Annotated in this window: 21 protein-coding genes and 1 riboswitch; of the genes, 5 read left to right on the top strand and 16 right to left on the bottom strand. The window is 71.8% G+C overall.

All coding sequences use genetic code 11. The features are described from left to right. Positions 1–26 precede the first annotated feature (26 nt). The 5 genes from ACH45E_RS18765 to ACH45E_RS18745 all read right to left on the bottom strand — a co-directional run bounded on the left by ACH45E_RS18765 (position 27) and on the right by ACH45E_RS18745 (position 5,457). Positions 27–686, bottom strand: coding sequence for a TetR/AcrR family transcriptional regulator (locus ACH45E_RS18765; RefSeq protein ID WP_361441318.1), 660 nt, complete (start codon positions 684–686; stop codon positions 27–29). Between the two features lie 99 nt (positions 687–785). After that, positions 786–932: an SCO1431 family membrane protein gene (locus ACH45E_RS18760; protein WP_361441315.1), complete on the bottom strand. Its 147-nt coding sequence runs from the start codon at positions 930–932 to the stop codon at positions 786–788. A 107-nt stretch (positions 933–1,039) separates the two neighbouring features. Then, positions 1,040–2,413 (bottom strand): peptidase C39 family protein, encoded by a 1,374-nt coding sequence (locus ACH45E_RS18755; protein WP_361441312.1) that lies wholly within the window; start codon positions 2,411–2,413, stop codon positions 1,040–1,042. Positions 2,414–2,913: 500 nt separating this feature from the next. Further along, positions 2,914–4,455 (bottom strand): amino acid permease, encoded by a 1,542-nt coding sequence (locus ACH45E_RS18750; protein ID WP_361441309.1) that lies wholly within the window; start codon positions 4,453–4,455, stop codon positions 2,914–2,916. A 45-nt stretch (positions 4,456–4,500) separates the two neighbouring features. Further along, a complete protein-coding gene (locus ACH45E_RS18745; RefSeq protein WP_361441306.1) occupies positions 4,501–5,457 on the bottom strand; it encodes a hypothetical protein in 957 nt (318 codons plus the stop codon). Between the two features lie 250 nt (positions 5,458–5,707). On the opposite strand from ACH45E_RS18745, the gene ACH45E_RS18740 reads away from it, so the two are divergent. Together ACH45E_RS18740 and ACH45E_RS18735 are read left to right on the top strand one after the other, a co-directional pair. Then, a complete protein-coding gene (locus tag ACH45E_RS18740) occupies positions 5,708–6,328 on the top strand; it encodes a hypothetical protein (protein ID WP_361441495.1) in 621 nt (206 codons plus the stop codon). A gap of 399 nt (positions 6,329–6,727) precedes the next feature. Then, positions 6,728–8,593: an AAA family ATPase gene (locus ACH45E_RS18735; protein ID WP_361441303.1), complete on the top strand. Its 1,866-nt coding sequence runs from the start codon at positions 6,728–6,730 to the stop codon at positions 8,591–8,593. 167 nt (positions 8,594–8,760) lie between these two features. Here the strand turns inward: ACH45E_RS18735 and ACH45E_RS18730 are convergent, their stop codons facing one another. The 9 genes from ACH45E_RS18730 to ACH45E_RS18690 form a co-directional block, all read right to left on the bottom strand. Next, entirely contained in the window at positions 8,761–9,846 is a 1,086-nt protein-coding gene (locus ACH45E_RS18730) for a hemolysin family protein (protein WP_361441300.1), read from the bottom strand. Then, positions 9,843–11,177 carry a hemolysin family protein gene (locus ACH45E_RS18725; protein ID WP_361441297.1) on the bottom strand — a complete coding sequence of 445 codons (1,335 nt, stop codon included), beginning with the start codon at positions 11,175–11,177 and terminating at the stop codon, positions 9,843–9,845. Before ACH45E_RS18725 ends, ACH45E_RS18730 begins: the two co-directional genes overlap by 4 nt. 204 nt (positions 11,178–11,381) lie before the next feature. Continuing rightward, complete coding sequence (locus tag ACH45E_RS18720; RefSeq protein WP_361441294.1) at positions 11,382–11,837, bottom strand: PH domain-containing protein; 456 nt, start codon at positions 11,835–11,837, stop codon at positions 11,382–11,384. Further along, positions 11,837–12,685 carry an ATP phosphoribosyltransferase gene (hisG, locus tag ACH45E_RS18715; RefSeq protein ID WP_361441291.1) on the bottom strand — a complete coding sequence of 283 codons (849 nt, stop codon included), beginning with the start codon at positions 12,683–12,685 and terminating at the stop codon, positions 11,837–11,839. Before hisG ends, ACH45E_RS18720 begins: the two co-directional genes overlap by 1 nt. 61 nt (positions 12,686–12,746) lie before the next feature. Beyond that, positions 12,747–13,019, bottom strand: a complete 273-nt coding sequence (locus tag ACH45E_RS18710; protein WP_016434182.1) for a phosphoribosyl-ATP diphosphatase — start codon at positions 13,017–13,019, stop codon at positions 12,747–12,749. Positions 13,020–13,053: 34 nt separating this feature from the next. After that, positions 13,054–13,539 carry a 6,7-dimethyl-8-ribityllumazine synthase gene (ribH, locus tag ACH45E_RS18705; protein ID WP_361441287.1) on the bottom strand — a complete coding sequence of 162 codons (486 nt, stop codon included), beginning with the start codon at positions 13,537–13,539 and terminating at the stop codon, positions 13,054–13,056. 21 nt (positions 13,540–13,560) lie between these two features. Further along, positions 13,561–14,853 carry a bifunctional 3,4-dihydroxy-2-butanone-4-phosphate synthase/GTP cyclohydrolase II gene (locus ACH45E_RS18700; protein WP_361441284.1) on the bottom strand — a complete coding sequence of 431 codons (1,293 nt, stop codon included), beginning with the start codon at positions 14,851–14,853 and terminating at the stop codon, positions 13,561–13,563. Further along, positions 14,850–15,491 carry a nicotinamide riboside transporter PnuC gene (gene pnuC / locus ACH45E_RS18695; RefSeq protein ID WP_361441281.1) on the bottom strand — a complete coding sequence of 214 codons (642 nt, stop codon included), beginning with the start codon at positions 15,489–15,491 and terminating at the stop codon, positions 14,850–14,852. Before pnuC ends, ACH45E_RS18700 begins: the two co-directional genes overlap by 4 nt. Continuing rightward, positions 15,488–16,093, bottom strand: coding sequence for a riboflavin synthase (locus ACH45E_RS18690; RefSeq protein ID WP_361441278.1), 606 nt, complete (start codon positions 16,091–16,093; stop codon positions 15,488–15,490). The genes pnuC and ACH45E_RS18690 overlap by 4 nt, the downstream gene beginning before the upstream one ends. Positions 16,094–16,248: 155 nt before the next feature. Next, positions 16,249–16,379: riboswitch (FMN riboswitch) on the bottom strand. A 201-nt stretch (positions 16,380–16,580) separates the two neighbouring features. Here ACH45E_RS18690 and ACH45E_RS18685 point away from each other — a divergent pair. Together ACH45E_RS18685 and ACH45E_RS18680 are read left to right on the top strand one after the other, a co-directional pair. Continuing rightward, positions 16,581–17,477, top strand: a complete 897-nt coding sequence (locus ACH45E_RS18685; RefSeq protein WP_361441275.1) for an RNA polymerase sigma-70 factor — start codon at positions 16,581–16,583, stop codon at positions 17,475–17,477. Positions 17,478–17,582: 105 nt separating this feature from the next. Beyond that, a complete protein-coding gene (locus ACH45E_RS18680) occupies positions 17,583–18,338 on the top strand; it encodes an NAD(P)H-binding protein (RefSeq protein WP_361441272.1) in 756 nt (251 codons plus the stop codon). A 739-nt stretch (positions 18,339–19,077) separates the two neighbouring features. Here ACH45E_RS18680 and ACH45E_RS18675 read toward each other — a convergent pair. Further along, entirely contained in the window at positions 19,078–20,286 is a 1,209-nt protein-coding gene (locus ACH45E_RS18675; protein ID WP_361441269.1) for an ROK family transcriptional regulator, read from the bottom strand. A 134-nt stretch (positions 20,287–20,420) separates the two neighbouring features. Here ACH45E_RS18675 and ACH45E_RS18670 point away from each other — a divergent pair, with 134 nt between their 5' ends. Beyond that, complete coding sequence (locus tag ACH45E_RS18670; protein ID WP_361441266.1) at positions 20,421–21,641, top strand: MFS transporter; 1,221 nt, start codon at positions 20,421–20,423, stop codon at positions 21,639–21,641. On the opposite strand, the gene ACH45E_RS18665 is transcribed toward ACH45E_RS18670, so the two are convergent. Beyond that, entirely contained in the window at positions 21,601–22,059 is a 459-nt protein-coding gene (locus ACH45E_RS18665; protein WP_361441263.1) for an acyl-CoA thioesterase, read from the bottom strand. The two genes, ACH45E_RS18670 and ACH45E_RS18665, sit on opposite strands and share 41 nt — an antisense overlap. Between the last annotated feature and the right edge of the window lie 37 nt (positions 22,060–22,096).

Below are 22,096 nucleotides of genomic sequence, written 5' to 3'. Positions count from 1 at the left end.
TCCCCGTGGTCCGCCCGTCATGATCGTCAGGCGTCCCGGCGGGCCGGTGCGGGGGCCGGGTAGGCGGGGTCCAGTTCCTCGATGGCGCGCAGGGCGCCACCCAGGGTCTTCACCAGGAGCGAGCGCATGGTCTCGCGGGACAGGCCGGGGCGGTCGATCCAGTCCAGGGTGGCGCCCTCGACGCTGCACACCCAGGCGAGCAGGCCCATGCGGGCCAGCGGGGCGACGTCGCCGCGGCCGTACGCCCCCTCGGCGATGGTGGTCACGATCGCCTCGCGCACGCCGTCGCGGATGGCGTGCACCTCGGCGTCGAAGCCGACTCCGCCGCTGACGATGGTGCGGTAGGCGGCCTGGTGGTGCTCGGCGTAGCGCAGATAGCTGTCGATGGTGCGGTGGACGCGGTCCACGGCCGGGATGTCGAGACCGCTCGCGGCGTGGGTGACCAGACCGGCGACGGAGTCCTGGATGATCGCCAGGTAGTAGCCGCGCTTGGACTGGAAGTAGTAGTAGATCAGGCCCTTGGCGACATGCGCCTGCCGGGCGATGTCGTCCATGGACAGCGCGTCGTAGGACGTGTCGGCGAACAACTTCCGCCCGATGGCGATGAGTTCGGCACGACGGGCCGCGGAACGCTCGGTACCGCGCGTCCGGGGACGGACGGCGGCACCCTGTTGCCTGATATTCAATTCGGACCCTGGTCTCGGGCGGGCTGCGGGACATCGGCAGTATGTCAGAACAACATCGTGCGCTCCGATGAACTGCCCTTCACCGACCGGGCCTTCAGGTCACAGCAGGCCGAGCTGAGTCACGAGCATGGCGATCACCGCGACCAGGACCCAGCCCATGACGTGCTCGAGGATCCTGGGGCCGTCGTCCTGCGGTCCGCCCGTGCGGGTTCGGGGGCGGGCGGCGGTGGCTGTCTGTGCGGTCATGTCGTCTCGCTGAGGTCTGTTGTGCCGGGTGGACTCCCCCCACCGTTTCGTCCACCTTGCCACCGATGGCGGCTTTCGTGGCGGAGACGTTGGTCACAGGCAACCGGTCAGCACACCCCCGCCTCCGCGAGCGCCCTGCGTTGGCGGAGGGTCGGACGGTCCGGGAAGTACAGGTAGCAGACGCCGCCCGTGCCGGAGACGACCTTGCCGCTCGCGTTGTACCGCTTGGTCCTGAGCCAGATGTTCTCGAACTCCCGCCGCAGGTACACGCGCCGTACCACCGCGTCGCCGGGCGAGGCCGGGTCGTTGGCGATCACGTCCCCGTCGGCGGTGAAGCCGATCACGGTCATCAGGTGGCCCGAGGTGCCGTAACCCGCGCCCGTCAGCTCGGTCTTGAGGAAGGACTGGGACGTTATGGCCGGGATGCCGGCCGCGATCAGCGCCTCCAGGTCGGTGAGTGAACCGAGCCGGGTGACCACGCTCTGGAGGCCCCGGAAGGTGGCCGCGTAGGCGGCGTTGAACGGCCAGTTGCCGCAGCCGGCGTACTGGTAGTCGTAGGTGGAGCGGGCCGCGTGGCACACCTGCGGGTCGGCGTAGGACGGGTCCACCCAGGACAGCTGCTCGGGGGTGAGCCGGCCGCCCCAGTACTCGATGATCATCTGCGAGGACGTGGGGCTGCACCAGGCCTCGCCGCCGTTGTCGTACTCCGGGTACTGGCCCTTGTGGATCTCCTGCGAATAGCGCGGGACGATCAGTTCCCGGGCGAGGCCCGGCGTGGAGGCCGGGACGGTGAAGCGGTCGGGGATGTCGGAGCCCATGGCGCCGAGCCGCCGGACGATGGGGGTGAGCTCGGTGCCGGGCTTGCGGTAGAGGGTCAGTCGCAGCCGGTAGGACACCAGGCGGAGGCCGGTGGCGGCGTCGTCGATGGCGAAGGTGTCGGTCCAGATCGTGCTCTTGCCGTCGGCCTGGTCGTCCACCGAGGTCCGCTTGATGTCCTGGTCGCCGGCCGCCCAGCGGCCCATCACGTACCAGGGGGTGTCGGTGCCGTCGGAGTACGTGCCCGCCAGCTCGACCTGGAGCCAGGTGCCCGCCGGGGTGTGGGCGTTCCAGGAGGCGATCGTCTCGGTGGCGGGGACGGAGAGCCGGTGCACCGGCGAGGTCCAGGTGGCGTACTCCCAGGTGGCCGTCGTGCCGGTGTGCGGGTCCGGGTAGCCGGTGCTGCCGGCCGGGGTGCCGATCACGAGCCCCGGGCGGGGGCCGGGTACGGCGCGGGTGCCGTTCGCCGCGCCGCCGCGCCAGTCGGAGTACGAGGTCCAGGCGCGGTAGTCGACGGGGCGGACCGGGGTGTGGCCGCCCGGGGTGTGGCCGGGGTCCTCGGCGTCGTCCCCCGCGGCGGCGGCCGCGGGGCCGGCTCCGGAGACCACCGCGGCGGCGACGGCGGCCAGGACGGTTCTGCGGGAGGGCTGTTCGGCTGTGCTCATGGGCGGAAGACCCCCAGACGTCTGGTTTCGGGCGGTCCGATGCACGGCTGTGCGCCAACTATGAAGCAGGCGGCATGCCCCTGCCAGCACTTCGGCCCGCGCCACGCCCACCAATATTGGTCTCGACCACCGGCAGCCCGGCGCGCCCCCCAGGCGCGTGGCCGCGCAATGGCCGGCACGGCCGCCAGGAACACTGGGCAGTGTCCAAGCGCTTCGCACCGGTGCGGCGCCTCGGACCGTGCGCGTGGACCGGCCCGGGCCACTTGCGGTCCCGCGACACGGGAACGGCCCCGGCGTGCGCCTTGCGCCTGTGAGGTGCGCGCGCCGGGGCCGGTGGGGCGAGGGTCGGACGAGGTTCGTGGCCGCCGCTCGAGGACCTCGCCCCGTGCGGGATCTCGGGCCGTGCGCGTGGGCGAGCGCAGGCCACTGGGGGTTCCGCTACACGAACGCCCCCGGCGTGCGCCTGTGAGGTGCGCGCGCCGGGGGCGGTGGGGCGGGGGTCAGACGAGGTCCATCGCCGCTACCTCGTCCGGGCGGCCGTAGCTGACCGGGCCCTGGAAGCGGCGGCGGGCGGTGGCGAACCACCACACCGTGGCGACCAGCAGGACGACGGCCAGCGCGATCGGCGCGTAGTTGAAGGAGTCGACGGTGATCGGGGAGGCCTGCGGCAGCATGAACAGCACGCTGCTGAGCAGGATCCAGACCACGGCCAGCCAGCCGATCGGGCGGCCCCAGCGGCCCAGGTGCCAGGGCCCGGGCTGGAACTCGTCGCCGAGCCGCAGCCGCAGGAAGATGGGCACCGCGTAGGCGAGGAACAGCCCGACGACGTTGACGCTGACGATCGCCGTGAACGCCGTGTGCGACCACCAGCCGGGCAGCACCAGCACGAGCGAGCAGCCCACCGCCAGCCACACCGCCTTGACCGGGGTACGGGTGCGCGGCGAGACCGAGTGCCACCAGCGCGAGCCGGGCATGGCGCCGTCCCGGGAGAAGGCGAAGATCTGCCGGGTGTTGCTGGTGAGGTTGGCGAGGCCGCAGAACAGCATCGAGCCGATCACGACCAGCAGCAGTACCTTGGCCCAGCCCATGCCGAGACCGTCGATGAGGATCTGGACGGGCGGCGCGGACGAACCCGCCACCTTGGCGTAGTCGCCGATGCTGTAGACCAATGCCAGCATCAGGATCAGACCGGTGATCGCCGAATACCCGATCGAACGGGTGATCCCCTTGGGCGCGTTCACCGTCGCCTGGACGGTTTCCTCGGACATGTGGAAGCTGCCGTCGAAGCCGGTGAAGGTCCAACTGGTCACCAGCAGCCCGAGCATCCCGCCGTAAAGGCCGTTGCTGAAGCCGGTGTTGTTCACGAAATGCGTCACGAAGGACGCCGACTGGTGGTGGTCCGGCATCACGATCAGTGTGGTCACGATCACCACGAGTCCGATCAGCAGCCACCACACGGAAATCCGGTTGAGGACGGCCACCAGTTGGACGGTGTAGGTGTTGGCCAGCCCCTGAAGCACGATGATCACGGCCGTGATCAGGACCGTCTGGTGAACGGTGGGCTCGTAGGAGTCCCACTGGAGGGCGACGAAGGCCTGGATGAAGGTCGCCGCCGCATAGCCCGTGGCGGCGGTGCCGCCGATCTGGCCCACGAAGTTCAGCCAGCCGGTGAACCACGACCAGGCGCCCTTGTGGCGTTTGGCGAGTTTACCGGCGGAGAAATACAGCGCCCCGCTCGTCGGATAGGCCGAGGCCACCTCGGCCATGGCCGCTCCGATGAAGAGCACCATGATCGAGACGCCGATCCAGCCGAACACCAGAATGCGCGGGCCACCCGCGTTCATTCCGTATCCGAAGGACGAGAAAATGCCCGAGATGATATTGATGATGGTGAAGGAGATCGCGAAATTGTCGAACGCCTGGAAACGGCGGGTGAGTTTCCGCGGATAACCCATCGCGTGCAGGGTCGCGTCGTCGTCGAGCGCGGCCGGGTCCTCTCCCCCGCGGGCTCTCGCCCGTGGAGTCGATATCCGTTCTGACACAGATCGACCTTTCTCTGGGTAGGGGACGAGCAGGAAGTCGGACGATCAGGTGGGCCCCGGCACCGGCAGGCCGCAGGCGCGCCGGGCCCGGGAGAGCTGCTCCGCAGGGTCACCGAAGGCGCTCCAGGGCATGCGGGAGGCGTAGGGGCCCATCGCCGTGAAGACCGCCCGGGCCTCGAACTCGCGCTGGGCCATGACCAGCGCGTGTGCGAGGTAGGCCAGGTCGAGCACCGGGGTGTGGCGGTAGCCGGCCACCGTGGGCAGCCAGTTGTGATAGATCGCGAGTGCCGTGGAGCGCCACTGGGGCTGCTCCCAGACGCGGTCGGCGAGCAGTTGCGTGGGGTTGTAGCTCTCCACCAGGGCGACCAGTGGCAGCAGCCGCAGCGGGGAGTCGGCGGGCGCCCGCTGGCTGAGGAAGGCGGCCACGTCCCAGGCGGAGTTGACCGAGCCGCCGTACCGCGTGAAGAAGAAGGACAGGAAGCGGTGGTGGGCCTCGCGGTGCCACGGGTCGAGGGACAGCACGTGCGCGAACAGCCGCCAGGGTCCGGGCGGGGCGGTGAGCAGCCCGTGCGGCGCGGGGTCGCGCAGCTGGTGCAGCCGGGTCATGGCCAGCTTGGCGACCCAGGGTGTGGGGTCGGCCGGGGCCAGGGCGGTGGCCCGGTCGCAGGCGGCCAGCGCGATCCGCTCCAGGGCCTCGGCCCGCTCGTCCCGGGCGTCGGCGGCCCTGAGCGCCCGCTGCACGGCCACCCGCGCCCACATCAGTGCGGCTTCAGGTGTCGGTTCCTCGGCCAGCCAGCGCTCCACCAGATCGGTGCCGGCGGCCTCGGAGGCCAGGACGAGGGAGCGGTGGGCCCGCAGACCGAAGTCCGTTCCCGTCTCGGCCAGGGCTTCGTGGGCGCTGCGATAACGTCCGGCGCGCACGTCGACGCATACGCTCGCGAGCACGCGGTCGTCGGCCGCCGGATGCCACACATACTGCCCCTCGAATAACTCCGCGGCCATCTACCCCTGTCCGTCCCCGTACGACGCGTCGCAGTTGTGCAGGAGGCACCTTACTCAGCGGCGGGCACAGCGGGAACGCCGAATTCGACATATCGGTCAGCGGATTCGGTATTAATCGCCGAGATTGACTGGCCGCCAGCCGGTGGTTCAAGGTGTGACCTCTTTACGGCCCACCGGCACGGCCACTATGGGCCGCTACTAGAATGTTTCCGGAAAACCTCCCACACCGCATCACACCTCAGGAATCGCCATTCACGACCTCGCCTCCCGGCTGCGCGCACTGCCCCCCTCCTGCGGGCCGGTCCGCATCGTCGGCGTCGACGGGCATGCCGGTTCCGGCAAGTCCACGTTCGCCGGACGGCTGGCCGCCGCGCTGGGCGGGGCGCCGGTGCTGCATCTGGACGACATCGCCACCCACGCGGAACTCTTCGACTGGACCGGGCGCCTGCTCGCCCAGGTGATCGAGCCGCTCGGCCGCGGCGAGACCGCGCGCTACACGCCGTACGACTGGCGCGCCCGGCGCTTCGGCCTGTCCCGGGCGCTGCCGCCCGCGCCCGTGCTCCTCGTCGAAGGGGTCGGCGCCGGCCGCCGCGCCCTGCGCCCGCACCTCGCGCGGCTGTTGTGGATGGAACTGCCCCGTGAGGACTCCTGGACGAGAGGGCGACTGCGGGACGGGGCGGAGCAGCGGGGTTTCTGGGCCGGATGGGTCCGGGCGGAACAGGCGCACTTCGCCGCCGATCCCTCGCGGCCGTACGCCGATCTGCTGGTACGGCAGTCACAGGAGGGGTACGAGGTGCTGCCGGGGCCTGCCGTGTCCCCTGGACCGGACCAAGATGTCACCCAGGGTGATGGACCGTCCGCAGTGTGCTGAAGTCGTGAAGGCCCGCCTCTGGGAACTTGTTCGAGTGCCTCAACTCGGCTTGACCGGGGGGCCGTACAGGTCTTACGTTCTCAATGTGCGGCCTTTCGAAGCCGCCCACCTACGCGAAGCCCCCGGTTGTTCCCCCGTGATCGGGGGCTTCGTTCTGCCCGCGGTCCGTTCTTCCGGACGCCATGCGCCGCCATTCGCTCACTCAGGGTCACCATTTCGTGTGCGCCCCGTCTGCTCCCACCTCGTCGAACGGCTCGTGCCGCGCCCTTCGGCGGGGGGATGCCACGCGGGTACGATGCCCTCGGTGCGACCACTCGCGCACCTGCAACTCCGGTCCGCGGTACAGCGGTTCGAGGGTCCGGTGGTGAACCTACGGGGGCACGGTTTGTGGGGGACGTGATGGACTTCGGCACGCGGGGCCCCGAGGCCCCGGCCGACCTCGCCTGGCTGCGAGGTGTGGACGCCTACACCATGGGTGCCTATCCGCAGGCGGAGGACGAGTTCCGCACCGCGGTGCGGATGGATCCCGGGATGGCCGACGGCTGGCTCGGGCTGCACGCGCTGCGCGTCGACACGACGACCGCCCTGCTCAGGATGTACCGGCACCGGGACCGCTTCGGGGAGCAGCGCGCCCGGCACCGCCGAACGGTCAACTCCTGGTACTGGCTGGGCTGGTGGGTGCAGCCGGTACTCGAGAGCCCGCGCGACCTGCTGCTCGCGCACGCCTCGCACTGGCTGGACGGCCGCCACGTCCCGGAGCTGGACCGGGCCCTCGCCGGGCTGCCGCCGGTGGACACCGACCCGCAGGTCCGCTTCCTGCACGCCTGCCGCTCCTACTTGGTCAAGGACTGGGAACAGCTGGTCCGGCACACCGACCCGCTGCTCGACGACACCCTGCTCGGCATCGAGGCGGGTCTGTTCGGCGGCATGGCCCGGGTCCGCCTGGAGATGTACGGACAGGCCGAGCCACTGTTGTCGGCGGCCCTCATGCGCTGCCGCAGCGAGCAGCCGCAGCGCAAGGAGCTCAGGTACTGGCTGGCCCGGGCGCACGAGGGCACCGGCCGCAGCGCCGCCGCACTCCCCCTGTACCGGGCGGTGCACCGCGTGGACCCGGCCTTCATGGACACCGCCGCCCGGCTCGCCGCGATCGCCGAGGGCGACGGGTACGACGACGCGGTCGACCTCGCGGCGATCACACTCACCGGAGTCGGCCAGGACACCGTCGACGGTCCCGACGTGCTCGACCCGCTCTTCGGGACCGAGGGCCGCGACCTGCGGCTGACGGACGCCGACCTGCCGCCGACCGGTGCGATGCCGTCGGTGACCGATCCGGCGGTGCGTGCCAAGACCGCCATGCCGTCCTCGCCGCTGCCCGCCGGGCCCACCGACCCCGCGTTGCTGGAGGAGGCGCTCACCGAGCTGGAGCGCATGGTGGGCCTGGAGCCCGTGAAGCGCCAGGTCAAGGCGCTGTCCGCGCAGTTGAACATGGCCCGGCTGCGGGCCGGGCAGGGGCTGCCGGTCCAGCCGCCGAAACGGCACTTCGTCTTCTCCGGCCCCTCGGGCACCGGCAAGACCACCGTCGCCCGCATCCTCGGCCGCGTCTTCTACGCCCTCGGCCTGCTCGGCGGCGACCACCTCGTGGAGGCACAACGGGCCGACCTGGTCGGGGAGTACCTGGGCCAGACGGCCGTGAAGGCCAACGAGCTGATCGACTCCGCGATCGGCGGGGTGCTGTTCGTCGACGAGGCGTACTCGCTGTCCAACTCGGGATACGGCAAGGGCGACGCGTACGGCGACGAGGCCCTTCAGGTGCTGCTCAAGCGGGCCGAGGACAACCGCGACCACCTGGTGGTGATACTGGCCGGCTATCCGGAGGGCATGGACCGGCTGCTGGCCGCCAACCCGGGGCTGTCCTCCCGCTTCACCACCCGCGTCGACTTCCCCTCCTACCGGCCCCTCGAACTCACCTCCATCGGCGAGGTGCTCGCCGCGGAGAACGGCGACGTCTGGGACGAGGAGGCGCTGGACGAACTGCGGTCGATCGCCGGGCACGTCGTCGAGCAGGGGTGGATCGACGAGCTGGGCAACGGGCGGTTCCTGCGGACGCTGTACGAGAAGAGCTGCGCGTACCGGGATCTGCGGTTGTCCGTGTATCCCGGGTTGCTGACTCGGGACGACCTTGCCACGTTGCGGCTGCCGGATCTCATGCAGGCGTACGGCGAGGTGCTGTCGGGGCGGGGGCCGCAGGATCCGTCGGCCATGTAGGCGCCGCGTGCTGGGGCTGGCGGGGGGGTCGCTCGCCCGCGCTTGCGGGGTGCCTCCCCCGCTCTCGGCTTCGCTCGAGCGGGGGGACCCCCACCGCCCACCCGTGCCGCCCCAGCGGCACGACTGCCAGCAGCTGCGCGCGCCGGACTGCGCAGCGGCACCCCGGCTCAGCCGGCCAGCGCCTCCTCCGGCTCGCCGCTCGCCCGGGGCTCGCGCACCCTGGGGGGTGCGGCTTCGCGGTGGGCCGGGTCGCGTACCTCGCCGACCAGCAGCTCCAGGACGTCTTCCAGCGTGACCAGGCCGAGCACCTTGCCGGAGGCGTCCGCCACCTGGGCCAGGTGGGTGGCCGCGCGCCGCATCACCGTGAGCGCGTCGTCGAGCGGCAGCTCGGCCCGCAGGGTCGTCATCGGGTGCCAGACGTGCTGCGGCACGGCCCGGTCCGACTCCTCCAGGTCGAGTACGTCCTTCACGTGCAGGTAGCCCATGAAGGCGCCGGTCTCCGCCGCGACCGGGAAACGGGAGTACCCCGTGCGCGCGGTCAGCTCGACGATCTGTCCCGGGGTGACCGAAGGAGTCACCGTCACCAGCGACTCGCGTCCCAGAAGCACATCGGTGACCGGGCGCGAGCCCAGTTCCAGCGCGTCCTCCAGACGCTCCTGCTCCTCGGGGTCGAGGAGACCCGCCTGGCCGGAGTCCTCCAGCAGCCGGTTGAGCTGCTCGCTGGTGACGACGGCCTCGACCTCGTCCTTGGGCTCGACCCGGAAGAGCCGCAGGATGCCCTGGGCGCAGGCGCCGAGGGCCACGGTGATGGGCCGGCACAGCCGGGCGAAGGCAACCAGACCGGGGCTGAGCCAGAGCGCGACCTTCTCCGGGGCGGCCATCGCGAGGTTCTTCGGGACCATCTCGCCGATGACGAGGTGGAAGAAGACGACGGCGGCGAGGGCGATGACGTACCCGAGCGGGTGAATCATCCCCTCCGGCAGATGGATCCACTCGAACACCGGCTCGAGCAGGTGCGCCACCGTCGGTTCGGCGACCGCGCCCAGGGTCAGCGAGCAGACGGTGATGCCGAACTGGGCGGCGGCCATCATCTGCGGCAGCCGCTCCAGGCCGTACAGCACCTGTCGGGCCCGGGCGGTGCCCAGCGGCTCGATCTGGCTGCGGCGGACGGAGACGAGGGCGAACTCGGCGCCGACGAAGAAGCCGTTGGCGAGCACGAGCAGGCCGGCGAAGACCAGTTGCAGGACGCTCATCGGACGGCCTCCATGACGTTCACCGCGGGGGCCGTGCGCACCAGGCGGACCCGCTCGGCGCGGTAGTGGCCGACCCGGCGCACGGAGAGCCGCCAGCCGGGCAGTTCCGCCTTGTCGCCGGGGGCCGGGATACGGCCGAGCAGGTCGGCGACCAGTCCGGCGACGGTCTCGTACGGGCCCTCGGGCACGTCGAGGCCTATCCGCTGGAGGATGTCCACGCGGCAGCTGCCGTCGACGTCCCAGGCGGGTTTGCCGTCCTCGGGCGGGGCGGCGGCGAGCTGCGGCACCAGCTGGCCGTCGTGCTCGTCGCGGACCTCACCGACCAGTTCCTCGACGATGTCCTCCAGGGTGACGACGCCCGCGGTGCCGCCGTACTCGTCGACGACGACCGCGATGGGCTGCTCGCTGCGCAGCCGGGCCAGCAGGGGCTGGACGGGCAGCGTCTCGGGGACGAGCAGGGCCGGGCGGGCGATGTGGCCGACGGGGGTGCGCAGCCGGGCGTGCACGGGGACGGCCAGCGCGTCCTTGAGGTGGGCCATGCCGACGATCTCGTCGATCTTCTCCCGGTAGACGGGGAAGCGGGACAGGCCGGTGGCGCGGGTGAGGTTGACCACGTCCTCGGCGGTGGCGGAGGACTGCAGGGCGCTGACCTTCACGCGCGGGGTCATGACGTGCTGCGCGGTCAGTTCGCCCAGCGACAGGGTGCGGACGAACAGATCGGCCGTGTCCTGCTCCAGGGCGCCGGCCCGGGCGGAGTGGCGGGCGAGGGAGACGAGTTCGCCGGGGGTGCGGGCGGAGGCCAGCTCCTCGGCGGGCTCGACGCCCAGGGCCCGTACGAGCCGGTTGGCGACCGTGTTGAGCGCGGCGATCACCGGGCGGAACAGGCGGGCGAAGCGGTGCTGCGGGCCGGCCACGAACCGCGCGACCTGCAGCGGCTTGGACACCGCCCAGTTCTTGGGCACGAGTTCGCCGATCACCATCTGGATCGCCGAGGCGAGCAGCATGCCGACGACCACGGCGACACCGGAGACGGCGCCCCCGGGGATGCCGACCGCCGCGAACGGGCCGTGCAGCAGCGCCGCCAGGGCCGGTTCGGCGAGCATGCCGACGACGAGCGAGGTGATGGTGATGCCGAGCTGGGTGCCGGAGAGCTGGAAGGACAGCTCCTTGAGCGACTCGACGACCGTACGGGCGCGTCTGTCGCCGTCGGCGGCGGCCTTCTCGGCGTCGGGGCGCTCGACCGTCACCAGACCGAACTCGGCCGCGACGAAGAACCCGTTCGCGAGAATCAGCAGGAACGCCGCTCCGAGGAGCAGCAGGGGGGTGGTCATGATGCCGCCGCCTCCCCGGTATGTCGGGAGGGGGCGGCGCAGGTACTACAGGACGATCCGTCCATCGCCGGAGGGAGTCACTCCTCGGGTAGCAGGAACCCCTGTGCGCCGGGCGGCACGCAGGGGTGGAGGCGCAGCGAAAAACGCCTCCGTCACCAGATTAATCAAGACACGGGCCGATACGGCAGGGTCGGGCTCCCCGAGTCAGCCCTGATCTTCGGTGACGCGGGCCGTCGAGCGGGCCTCGGCGAGTGCCCTCAGGGTGCGCGCGTCGGCGATGGCGCGCTGCTTGGCGATGCCCGGTTGGATGCCGAGTGCGGGCAGGCTGGTGCCGTCGCTGAGGTTGAGGAACACCCAGGGATCGCCCGGACGGAGGTTCACCTGGACGATTTCCGCCCAGTCCAGGCGCCGTTTGCTCGCGATGTTGACCACGGTGACGCCGGTATCGTCAGCGACGACCTTCACCCGGGCGAGCTGGGCCAGCACGCCGAAGATGAGCGCGCCGGTGAGGATGAAACTGAGTCGCTCCCCCGGACCGAGGTGCTCCAGCAGCATCGCGATCCCCGAGATCACCACGAAGATCGCCAATCCCGCGGTGAGCAGGATCACGCGGGTGTGCCCCGGCCGGAAGGTGACGGGAAGATCGGGAAGGCCGGACATCAGAGGCGGCAGGCGTGGATCGCGGTGGTCAGGATGGCCCGGGCACCGATCTCGTACAGGTCGTCCATGATCCGCTGGGCCTCCTTGGACGGGACCATGGCGCGGACGGCGACCCAGCCCTCGTTGTGCAGCGGGGAGACGGTCGGGGACTCCAGACCCGGCGTGAGCGCGACGGCCCTCTCGAGCTGCTCGACGCGGCAGTCGTAGTCCATCATCACGTAGGTCCGCGCCACCAGGACGCCCTGGAGGCGGCGCAGGAACTGCTGCACCTTGGGCTCTTCGGTGTCGGCGCCGGCCCGGCGGACGACGATCGCCTCGGACTTCATGATCGGCTCGCCGAATACCTCGAGGCCCGCGTTGCGCAGGCTGGTGCCCGTCTCGACGACGTCCGCGATGACCTCGGCCACGCCCAGTTCGATCGCGGTCTCCACGGCACCGTCGAGGTGGACGACGGAGGCGTCGACGCCGCTGTCGGCGAGGTGCTTGGCGACGATGCCCTCGTAGGAGGTGGCGACCGTCCTGCCCGTCAGGTCCTCGATGCCGTTCGCGGTGCCCGGCTTGGCGGCGAAGCGGAAGGTGGAGCGGGCGAAGCCGAGCGGGAGGATCTCCTCGGCGTTGGCGCCGGAGTCGATGAGCAGGTCGCGGCCGGTGATGCCGATGTCGAGGCGGCCGGAGGAGACGTAGATCGCGATGTCGCGGGGGCGGAGGTAGAAGAACTCGACCTCGTTCTCCGGGTCGACGATGCGCAGTTCCTTGGACTCGCGGCGCTGCTGGTAGCCGGCCTCATGCAGCATCTCCGCCGCAGGGCCGGACAGTGAACCCTTGTTGGGGACGGCGATGCGCAGCATGAGGTCGGCTTCCTTTGCTCGTTCTGCTCGGGCAGGTGTTCGGGCAGATGTGGGGTGCGGCTCAGAGGTGGGCGTAGACGTCGTCCAGGGAGATCCCGCGGGCGACCATCATCACCTGGACGTGGTAGAGCAGCTGCGAGATCTCCTCGGCGGCCGCCTCCTTGCCCTCGTGCTCGGCGGCCATCCAGACCTCGGCGGCCTCCTCGACGACCTTCTTGCCGATGGCATGGACCCCCTTGCCGACCAGCTCTGCGGTGCGGGAGGTGGCGGGGTCGCCGTGGGCGGCCTTGTGCTGGAGCTCGGTGAAGAGCTCCTCGAACGTCTTCTTGGACATGGTGGCGCCCACTCTACGCGGTGTGCCGCACGACCTAGTGCCACGGTTCAGATACTGAGCGAAGCGTGACCGCGGTTGCCACAGCGGCGGTCACGGCCTCGTGCCCCTTGTCCTCGTTCGACCCTTCCAGACCGGCCCGGTCCAGGGCCTGCTCCTCGGTGTCGCAGGTCAGCACGCCGAAGCCGACGGGGACGCCGGTCTCGATGGAGACCTGGGTGAGGCCCTGGGTGACGCCCTGGCACACATAGTCGAAGTGGGGGGTGCCGCCGCGGATGACGACACCGAGGGCGACGACCGCGTCGTAGCCGCGTCCGGCCAGGACCTTCGCGGCCACCGGGAGCTCGAAGCTGCCGGGGACCCGGATCAGCGTGGGCTCGTCGATCCCCAGCTCACGGAGGGCGCGCAGGGCGCCGTCGACCAGACCGTCCATCACCTTGTCGTGCCACTGCGCCGCGATGACCGCGACCCTGAGGTCCCTCGCGTTGCGTACGGACAGTTCCGGTGCACCCTTGCCGCTCACGTCTCTCCTCAGTGCTTTCTCTTACTGGTTGCCGCAGGAGGCCGGCACGGCGGGCGTGTCCAGCCAGGGCAGGTCGTGTCCCATCCGGTCCCGCTTGGTGCGCAGGTAGCGGAGGTTGTGTTCGCCCGCCTGTACGGGCATCGGCTCGCGGCCGGTGACCTTGAGGCCGTGGCGCAGCAGTGCCTCGGTCTTCTCGGGGTTGTTGGTCATCAGGCGCAGGCTGTGGACGCCGAGGTCCGTCAGGATCTGCGCGCCGGCCCCGTAGTCGCGGGCGTCGGCGGGCAGGCCGAGTTCGAGGTTGGCGTCGAGGGTGTCGTGCCCCTGCTCCTGGAGCTCGTACGCCCGCAGCTTGGACAGCAGACCGATGCCGCGGCCCTCGTGTCCGCGCAGGTAGACCACGACTCCCCGGCCCTCGGTCTGGATCCGCTCCAGCGAGGTGTCCAGTTGGGGGCCGCAGTCGCAGCGCAGGGAGCCGAACACGTCGCCGGTGAGGCATTCGGAGTGGATCCGGACCAGGACGTCCTCGCCATCGCCCAGGTCGCCGTGGACCAGGGCGACGTGCTCGACGCCGTCGACGGTGGAGCGGTAGCCGTACGCGGTGAAGGTGCCGTGGGCGGTGGGCAGCCGGGTCTCGGCCTCGCGCCGGACGGTGGGCTCAGCTGCGCGGCGGTAGGTGATCAGGTCCTCGATGGAGATGATCGTCAGGCCGTGCTTGCGGGCGAACGGGATCAGCTCGGGCAGCCGGAGCATACGGCCGTCCTCGCCGGCGATCTCGACGATGGCGCCGGCCGGGCGGAGCCCCGCGAGCCGGGCGAGGTCGACGGCGGCCTCGGTGTGGCCGTCGCGGACCAGGACGCCGCCGGGCCTGGCGCGCAGCGGGAAGATGTGGCCGGGGCGGACGAAGTCGGTGGGCTCCGCGTCGCCGTTCGCCAGCAGCTGGAGCGTGGTGGCCCGATCGGAGGCGGAGATGCCGGTGGTCACGCCGTGCGCGGCGGAGGCGTCCACGGAGACGGTGAACGCCGTCTTCATCGACTCGGTGTTGTCCTCGACCATCTGGGGCAGCCGCAGCCGGTCCAACTCCTCGCCCTCCATGGGGGCGCAGATCAGTCCGCGGCACTCGCTCATCATGAAGGCGACGATCTCGGGCGTCGCCTTCTCGGCGGCGATGACGAGGTCGCCCTCGTTCTCCCGGTCCTCGTCGTCGACGACCACGACCGGGCGTCCGGCCGCGATGTCGGCGATGGCCTGTTCGACGGGGTCGAGCGCGAAGTCCTCGAAGCCGTCCGTGCTGTAGAGGATGGGTGCCGCAGTCATGCGGGTGCTCCTTCCAGAGCGGGCCGCGAGCCCTGGCGGGAGCGCAGCCACCAGTCGCGCATGCCCCACAGGACGAGCGCGCCGTAGATGACGTAGACGAAGCCGGAGAAGGCGTAGCCGTTGGCGAAGTTCAGGGGGACGCCGACGAGGTCGACGAGGAGCCAGGCGATCCAGAACTCGACCATGCCGCGCGCCTGGGCGTACATGGCGACGATGGTGCCGACGAAGATGTAGGCGTCCGGCCAGGGGTCCCAGGACAGAGACGGGTAGGCCTTGAAGAGCAGGGCGACGGCGACCGTGCCGACGGCGGCGGCGCCGAGCATGGCGGCGCGCTCGGGCCAGGTGGCGAAGCGCGGGACGATGTGGCCGTCCTCCGCCTGCCCCTTGTCGCGGTTCCACTGCCACCAGCCGTACAGGGCGACCGCCATGACCACGGCCTGCTTGCCGGCGCTGCCGGTCAGATGGCCGTAGAAGGCTCCGAAGAGGACGAGACCGGACAGGAACTGGACCGGCCAGGTCCACAGCGAGCGTCGCCAGCCGAGGGCCAGCGTGATCAGGCCGAGGATGTTGCCGATCATGTCCGACCAGAGGATGTGCTGGTCCAGGAGGGTGAACGCCTCGGAGTTCAGCCCGTTCACCGCCCGGCCCCCTGACCCGCCGCCAGCAGCCGCTCGACGTACTTGGCGACGATGTCGACCTCGAGGTTGACCGGGTCGCCGGGCTGCTTGAGGCCGAGCGTGGTCAGGGCGAGGGTGGTGGGGATGAGGCTGACGGTGAAGTAGTCGGGGCCGGCGTCCACGACGGTGAGGCTGATGCCGTCGACGGTGATGGAGCCCTTCTCCACGACGTAGCGCGAAAGGTCCGCGGGGAGCGAGACCTTGACGATCTCCCAGTTGTCGGAGGGCTTGCGCTCCAGGACCTGCCCGGTGCCGTCGACGTGTCCCTGCACGATGTGGCCGCCGAGGCGGGCGCCGACCGCGGTGGGACGCTCGAGGTTCACCCGGGAGCCGGCCGAGAGGGCGCCCAGGCTGGAGCGGTCGAGGGTCTCGGCCATCACGTCGGCGGTGAACTCGTCGCCCTCGTGGTCGACGACGGTGAGACAGACTCCGTTGACGGCGATGGAGTCGCCGTGCTTCGCACCCTCGGTGACGACGGGGCCGCGCAGCCGGAAGCGGGAGGCGTCGCCGAGATTCTCGACGGCGGTGACTTCACCCAGCTCTTCGACGATTCCGGTGAACACTTCCCGGGTCCTCCTGCCTCATTCGGGCACGGACTCCGGGGCTGTCGATGACGACAGAATGAACGGTCGAGCACACCGGGAACGCCTACGCCGGACGGGACCCGCCCGGGACGGACGAGTCCAGACGGCGGCGCGCACACGTGCATGCCCGCCCGCCGCGCACTGCCTCCCATCCGGACTTTAACCGTCGGTCCAGGAATTTCACCTGGTCAACCGATCGCTGGAAGCGACCGGGTCGCGGACTGTAACCGCCGGTTCGGACTTTCACCGACCCCGGAGTGCGCTGCTTCTGGTACAGGGCCAGTGTGCCACGCCCGACCGTCACCCATGCGGGTGATCAATGTGGAGTGGCTCACAGGCCACCGAACCGCGCTATTGGTCCATACTATTGACGGTCTGGTCTAGTCCTTTTAGGGTGCGGTCGGGCCCGGCGGTGGTGACGACGGCCCTTGCCCGCCGCCGGGTCGCGCTCTGGCAGGGTGGCCGTATGACCGCATCGTTCGCCGACGTGTTCGAAACCCACCGCCCACGGCTCTTCGGCCTGGCCTACCGGATGCTCGGCTCGGCCCACGAGGCCGAGGACACGGTCCAGGACGCCTATCTGCGCTACAGCCGCGCCGACCGCGCGGACATCGGGCATCCGGCGGCCTGGCTGGCCAAGGTCGTCACCAACCTCTGCCTCACCAGGCTCACTTCGGCCCGGGCCCGGCGCGAGCAGTACGTCGGCCCCTGGCTGCCGGAGCCGGTGGCCACCGCCGACGGCACACCGGGGCCGCTGGAGTCCGCGGAGCGGCGGGACGACCTGTCGATGGCGCTGATGGTCCTGCTGGAACGGCTGACGCCGACCGAGCGGGCGGTGTACGTGCTGCGGGAGGCGTTCGGGTACGGACACCGGGAGATCGCCGGCGTGCTGGATCTGGGCGAGGCCAACTGCCGCCAGCTCTACCGGCGGGCGGCGCACCGGGTGGCCGTGCCGGAGGGCCGCTTCCAGCCCTCGCCCGAGCGGCGGGAGGAGCTGGTCAGCTCGTTCGTCGCGGCGGCCCGTGACGGCGATCTGGCCGGCCTCGAGAAACTGCTCGCGACCGATGTGACCTGGTGGAGCGACGGGGGCGGCAAGGTCAGCGCCGCTCTGCGGCCGATCGAGGGGCGGGAGAAGGTCCTCCGCTTCCTGGCCGGCATCACCCGGCGCTCCCTCGTGGGCATCGAGCTCACGGTGGCCGAGGTCAACGGCGAGAGCGCGCTGGCCGTCTGGGCGGGCGACCTGCTGATCGGCACCGTCTCCTTCGAGTTCCGCGACGGACTCATCACGCAGGCGCGGTCCATTCTGAACCCGGACAAGCTGGACTTCGTACGGCGTCAGCTGCCGCGCTCGCACAACTCGTGAAGAAGACCGCCGAGAACTGTCACGTCGTACGGGGGCCGCGTGGTCCGAGCTGGTGAGGGGCGCCCCACCCGGGGGCGTCCGGTGTCCGGAGGGACGGAACACAGCATGACCACGATCCTGGTGACCGGCGGTACGGGAACCCTGGGGCGGCTCGTCACGGAGCGGCTGCGGGCGGACGGGCACGAGGTGCGGGTACTCAGCCGCCGCGCCCAGCCGTACGCCGTCGATCTGCGCGCGGGCGGGCCGGGGCTGGACGCGGCCGTGGCGGGCGTCGACACCGTCGTGCACTGCGCGAGCACTCCCCGCGGCGGTGACGAGCGGGCGGCGGCGAACCTGATCGCGGCCGCCCGCCGGGCGGGGGTGGGCCATCTGGTCTACATCTCCATCGTGGGCGTCGACCGGGTACCGCTCGGCTACTACCGGGCGAAGCTCGCCGTCGAGCGGCTGGTCGAGGAGTCGGGGCTGGGCTGGACCGTGCTGCGGACGACGCAGTTCCACGACCTGCTCGTACAGCTGTTCGGGGCGCTGACCAGGCCGCCCGTCCTGCTTCTCCCCTCCGGGGTCTCCGACCAGCCGATCGAGGTGGCCGAGGTCGCCGCCCGCCTCGCCGAGTTGGCGGCCGGGGCAGCGGCGGGGCGGGTGCCCGACATGGGTGGCCCCGAGGTGCGCTCGTTCCAGTCGCTGGCCCGCGCCTACCTGAAGGCGACCGGCCGACGACGCCCGACCGTGAACCTCCCCCTCCCCGGCAGGACCTTCCACGCCCTCCGCGACGCCGGACACCTCACACCGCAGCGGGCGGTGGGCAAGGGCACCTTCGAGGACTACCTGGGGCACCGGTTCGGGGGCGGCTCGGCGGGCTAAAGCACACGCCAGTGGCGTGACTACGGCCGGGCCTCGGTGAGGCTGGGGCGCGCGCGGATCGGGGGGGGCCTCCTCACGGCGCGTATGCGCGGGCGGGCCGGCGGTCCGGCACTGCACTGGTACGAGCCTGGGGGGGGCCGCTCGGTGACCGGGCGTCCGGCGGCCGCATGCGGCGGCTCGGGCCCCGCATGCGAGCCGACGCCCCGTGCGGCGCGGCTCCGCGGTGAGCCGCGCCCGGGACCGGCCTCCCCGGACCCGCACTCCGGCGATGGGCGCGCGGGCCCCGGCACGGCGAACCACCGCCCCTGACTCCCCCGTCCGGGCCAGACCAGACCTGCCAGCGCTCCGGACGCCCCCTCAGGACAGGGCCCGGCGCGCCCCCAGCCCTCTCAGGACAGACTGGCGGACCAACGCCCCCCCGACGCCCCCTTCGGCCAGACCCGGCACGTCAACACTGCCGGCCGCCCACACCCCACACGCTCCGGCAGGCCGACGCCGGCGAGCGCTCCGCCCGGAACACAACCCCGCAGGCCAACGCTCCCACGCCCCCAGCCGGCACTCCCCGGGCAGGCCGCGCCAGCGAGAGCCTCCGTGCCGCACAGAGCCCGGCGGGCTCCGCCCAGGAGCGCCCCCGCCCGGGGTACGACCCGACAGGGCAACACTCCCCACCGCCCCCAGCCGGGGCCCCCGGGCGGGCCGCGCCGAGCGAGAGCCCCGTGCCGTGCAGGGCCCGGATGGGCTACCGCCCCGGTGGTGCGAACAGTTCGTCCTGGGCTCGTTCGCGGGCCGTCAGCAGGGCTCCGCGGAGTACCGCCGTGCCGCCCAGGCCGCTTGCCCGTACCTCGGTGGGGAGGGGGGACATCCGGTCGAGGCGTTGCGCCACGCGTGCGGCGAGTGCCTCGCCGCCGGCCTGGCCGAGCTCGCCGCCGAGGACCACGCATCCCGGGTCCAGAAGGGCGACGACGGAGGCGACGCCGAGGGCGACCCGGTCGGCGAGGATGTCGAGGAAGGGGCCCGCTGCCGAGGGCCCGCCCCGGTCGGCGGCCTTCGCCGCCTGCCGTACCGCGAGGGCCGCGCCCGCCACCTCTTCACCGGCCCCCGGCAGTCCGTGCTCCCCTGCCAGTCCGGCGACGGCCGACGCCCCGACCAGGGAGTGGAAGCCGCCCGAGCAGTCGGTCGCCGAGGGCAGCACGGCCGTGCCCGGGACCGGCAGGAAGCCGATCTCGCCCGTGCCGCCGGAGGCGCCCCGGCGGAGGGCGCCGTCGAGGACGACGGCCGCGCCGGGGCTGTGGCCGAGCCAGAGCAGGACGAAGGTGTCCCGGTCCCGGGCGGCGCCCTCCCGCTGCTCGGCCAGCGCGGCGAGGTTGGTCTCGTTCTCGACGCTGACGCGGGCGTCCGGAAAACGCTCCTGGAGCGCGGCGACCAGGCTGCGGTGCCAGCCGGGCAGGCCCGCCGAGCTCCGCAGCTCCCCCGTGCCGGGGTCGATCAGACCGGGCGCGCCGATGCCGACGGTGTGCAGGCGGTCGGCCCCGGCCTCCTTCACCGCCCGCTCCACCAGCGCCACCGCCTGCTCCACCGCGTGCTCCTCGGCGGGTACGGCCCCGGCGTCCCCGCCGATCGGCACGGAGGCCTCGGCGAGCACCCGGCCGAGCAGGTCGGACACCAGCACGGAGACGCTCTCGGTGCGCACGTCGAGCGCCGCGAGGTGGGCCCGGTCGGCGACGATGCCGTACAGCCGGGCGTTCGGGCCCCGGCGCTGTTCACCCGACTCCCCGACCACCGTGATCAGGCCGGAGGCCGTGAGGCGTTCGACGAGGTCGGCGACCGTCGGCCGGGACAGTCCGGTCAGCTGCTTCAACTGCCCCGCCGTCAGCGGGCCTTCCTGCTGGAGCAGCCGCAGGGCGACCCGGTCGTTGATGGCCCGGGCGGTGCTCGGTGATGCGGGCATGACCGGAATCCTCCCAGATCCGCGGGACCGGATGGCGCGGAAAGCCGCTATCTATCAGGCAGGGACCCTGATAGTTTACGGCGGTGCACTGGGCGGGGTGCGTCCGACCAGGGAGGGATCGGAAGATGGGTCACGTGACCAGCGCTGTCACCGAGCAGGACGACCGGCGAACGGTCAGGCGCGCCCGGTACGCCGTGGCGGCCGTCTTCGCCGTGCACGGCGCCGTCACCGGTTCCTTCGCGACCCGCGTGCCCTGGATCCAGGACCACGCCTCTCTGAGCACGGGACAGCTCGGGTTCGCGCTGGCCTTCACGGCGTTCGGTGCCTCCTGCGCGATGCCGCTGGCCGGCCGGATCAGCCACCGCTTCGGCAGCCGTACGGCGCTGCGCGGCCTGATCGCGCTGTGGACGCTGGCCCTGGTCCTGCCGTCCCTCGCCCCCAACCTGTACACGCTGTGCCTGGCGATGTTCGTCTACGGCGCGACCGCCGGCACGGCCGATGTCGCGATGAACGCCCTCGGCGTCGAGGTGGAACGCCGGCTGGACAAGTCGATCATGTCCGGGCTGCACGGCATGTGGAGCGCGGGCGCCCTGGTCGGCTCGGCCGCCGGCACCCTTGCGGCGCACCTCGGCGCGGACGCCCGCCTGCACTTCGCGTTCGCGGCGGCCACGCTCACCCTGCTCGGCGTGCTGGCGTGCGGCTGGGTGCTGGACGTACAGCCCGCCGAGGACGAGGAGCCCCCGCCGAGGTTCGCGCTGCCGCCCAGGTCGGCCCTGCTGATCGGCGCGGTGGGCTTCTGCGCGGTGTTCGCGGAGGGCGCGAGCCTCGACTGGTCGGCGGTCTTCCTACGCGATCGGCTGGACAGCTCGGCCGGTCTGGCGGCGGCGTCGACGACCGGGTTCATGCTGACCATGGCAGTGGCCCGGATCGCCGGGGACGCAGTGGTGAACCGTTTCGGGGCGGTCCGCACGGTCCGCGCCGGTGGCGTCCTCGCCGTCCTCGGCGGCCTGCTGATCGTCGTCGCGCGGCATCCGGCGGTGGCGATGACCGGGTTCGCGCTGATGGGGCTCGGGATCGCGGTCGTCGTCCCGCTGTGCTTCGCCGCGGCCGGCCACAGCGGCCCGAACCCCAGCCAGGCGATCGCGGGCGTGGCGACCATCACGTACACCTCGGGCCTGATCGCGCCCAGCCTGATCGGCGGGGTGGCGCAGGCGACCAGCCTGGTGGTGTCCTTCTGCCTGGTGACGGCGCTGGCCTGCGGCCTCGCCGTCTTCGCGGGGGTGCTGGGCGGCGGCCGGCGGGACTCGCGGGAGCTCAGTCCGCGGGTCGCAGCAGTTCCCGACCGGCAGCCCTGAAGCCGTCGGTCCACGCGGTGGGGCGCAGCGTGCCCGCGTCCAGCCGGACCAGGACCCGGGTGCCGTGCGCGTAGGTGACCGTGCCGTCGGCCGAGCAGAAGCGGAAGCCGTAGGTCAGTCCGGTGGTGCCGAGCCGTTCCAGCCAGAGGTGGACGGCGTAGACGCCCGGGCTGGTCACCGGTGCCTCGTAGGTGATCCGCAGTTCCTTGACGGCGTTGCAGGCGTCCCCGGCGGCCACCCAGTCCCCGTCGAAGCGGACGCCGTGGGCCTGCCACAGCTCGGTCCAGGCGCGCTCCGCCAGCAGCGGGTACCGGGCGTTGTGCAGCAGCCCGAGCGCGTCCAGGTCGTCGAAGTGGACGGTGACGGGGATCAGCCGGCCGTACGACAGGGCCGGGACGGGCAGGGCTTCGGCGGTCACGGGTGGGGCTCCTGAGCGTGGCTGGACGGGGTGCCCC

It is taken from the genome of Streptomyces sp. NPDC020299, from assembly GCF_044387825.1.
Lineage (GTDB): Bacteria > Actinomycetota > Actinomycetes > Streptomycetales > Streptomycetaceae > Streptomyces.
This window is presented reverse-complemented; position numbering and strand designations above follow the sequence as displayed.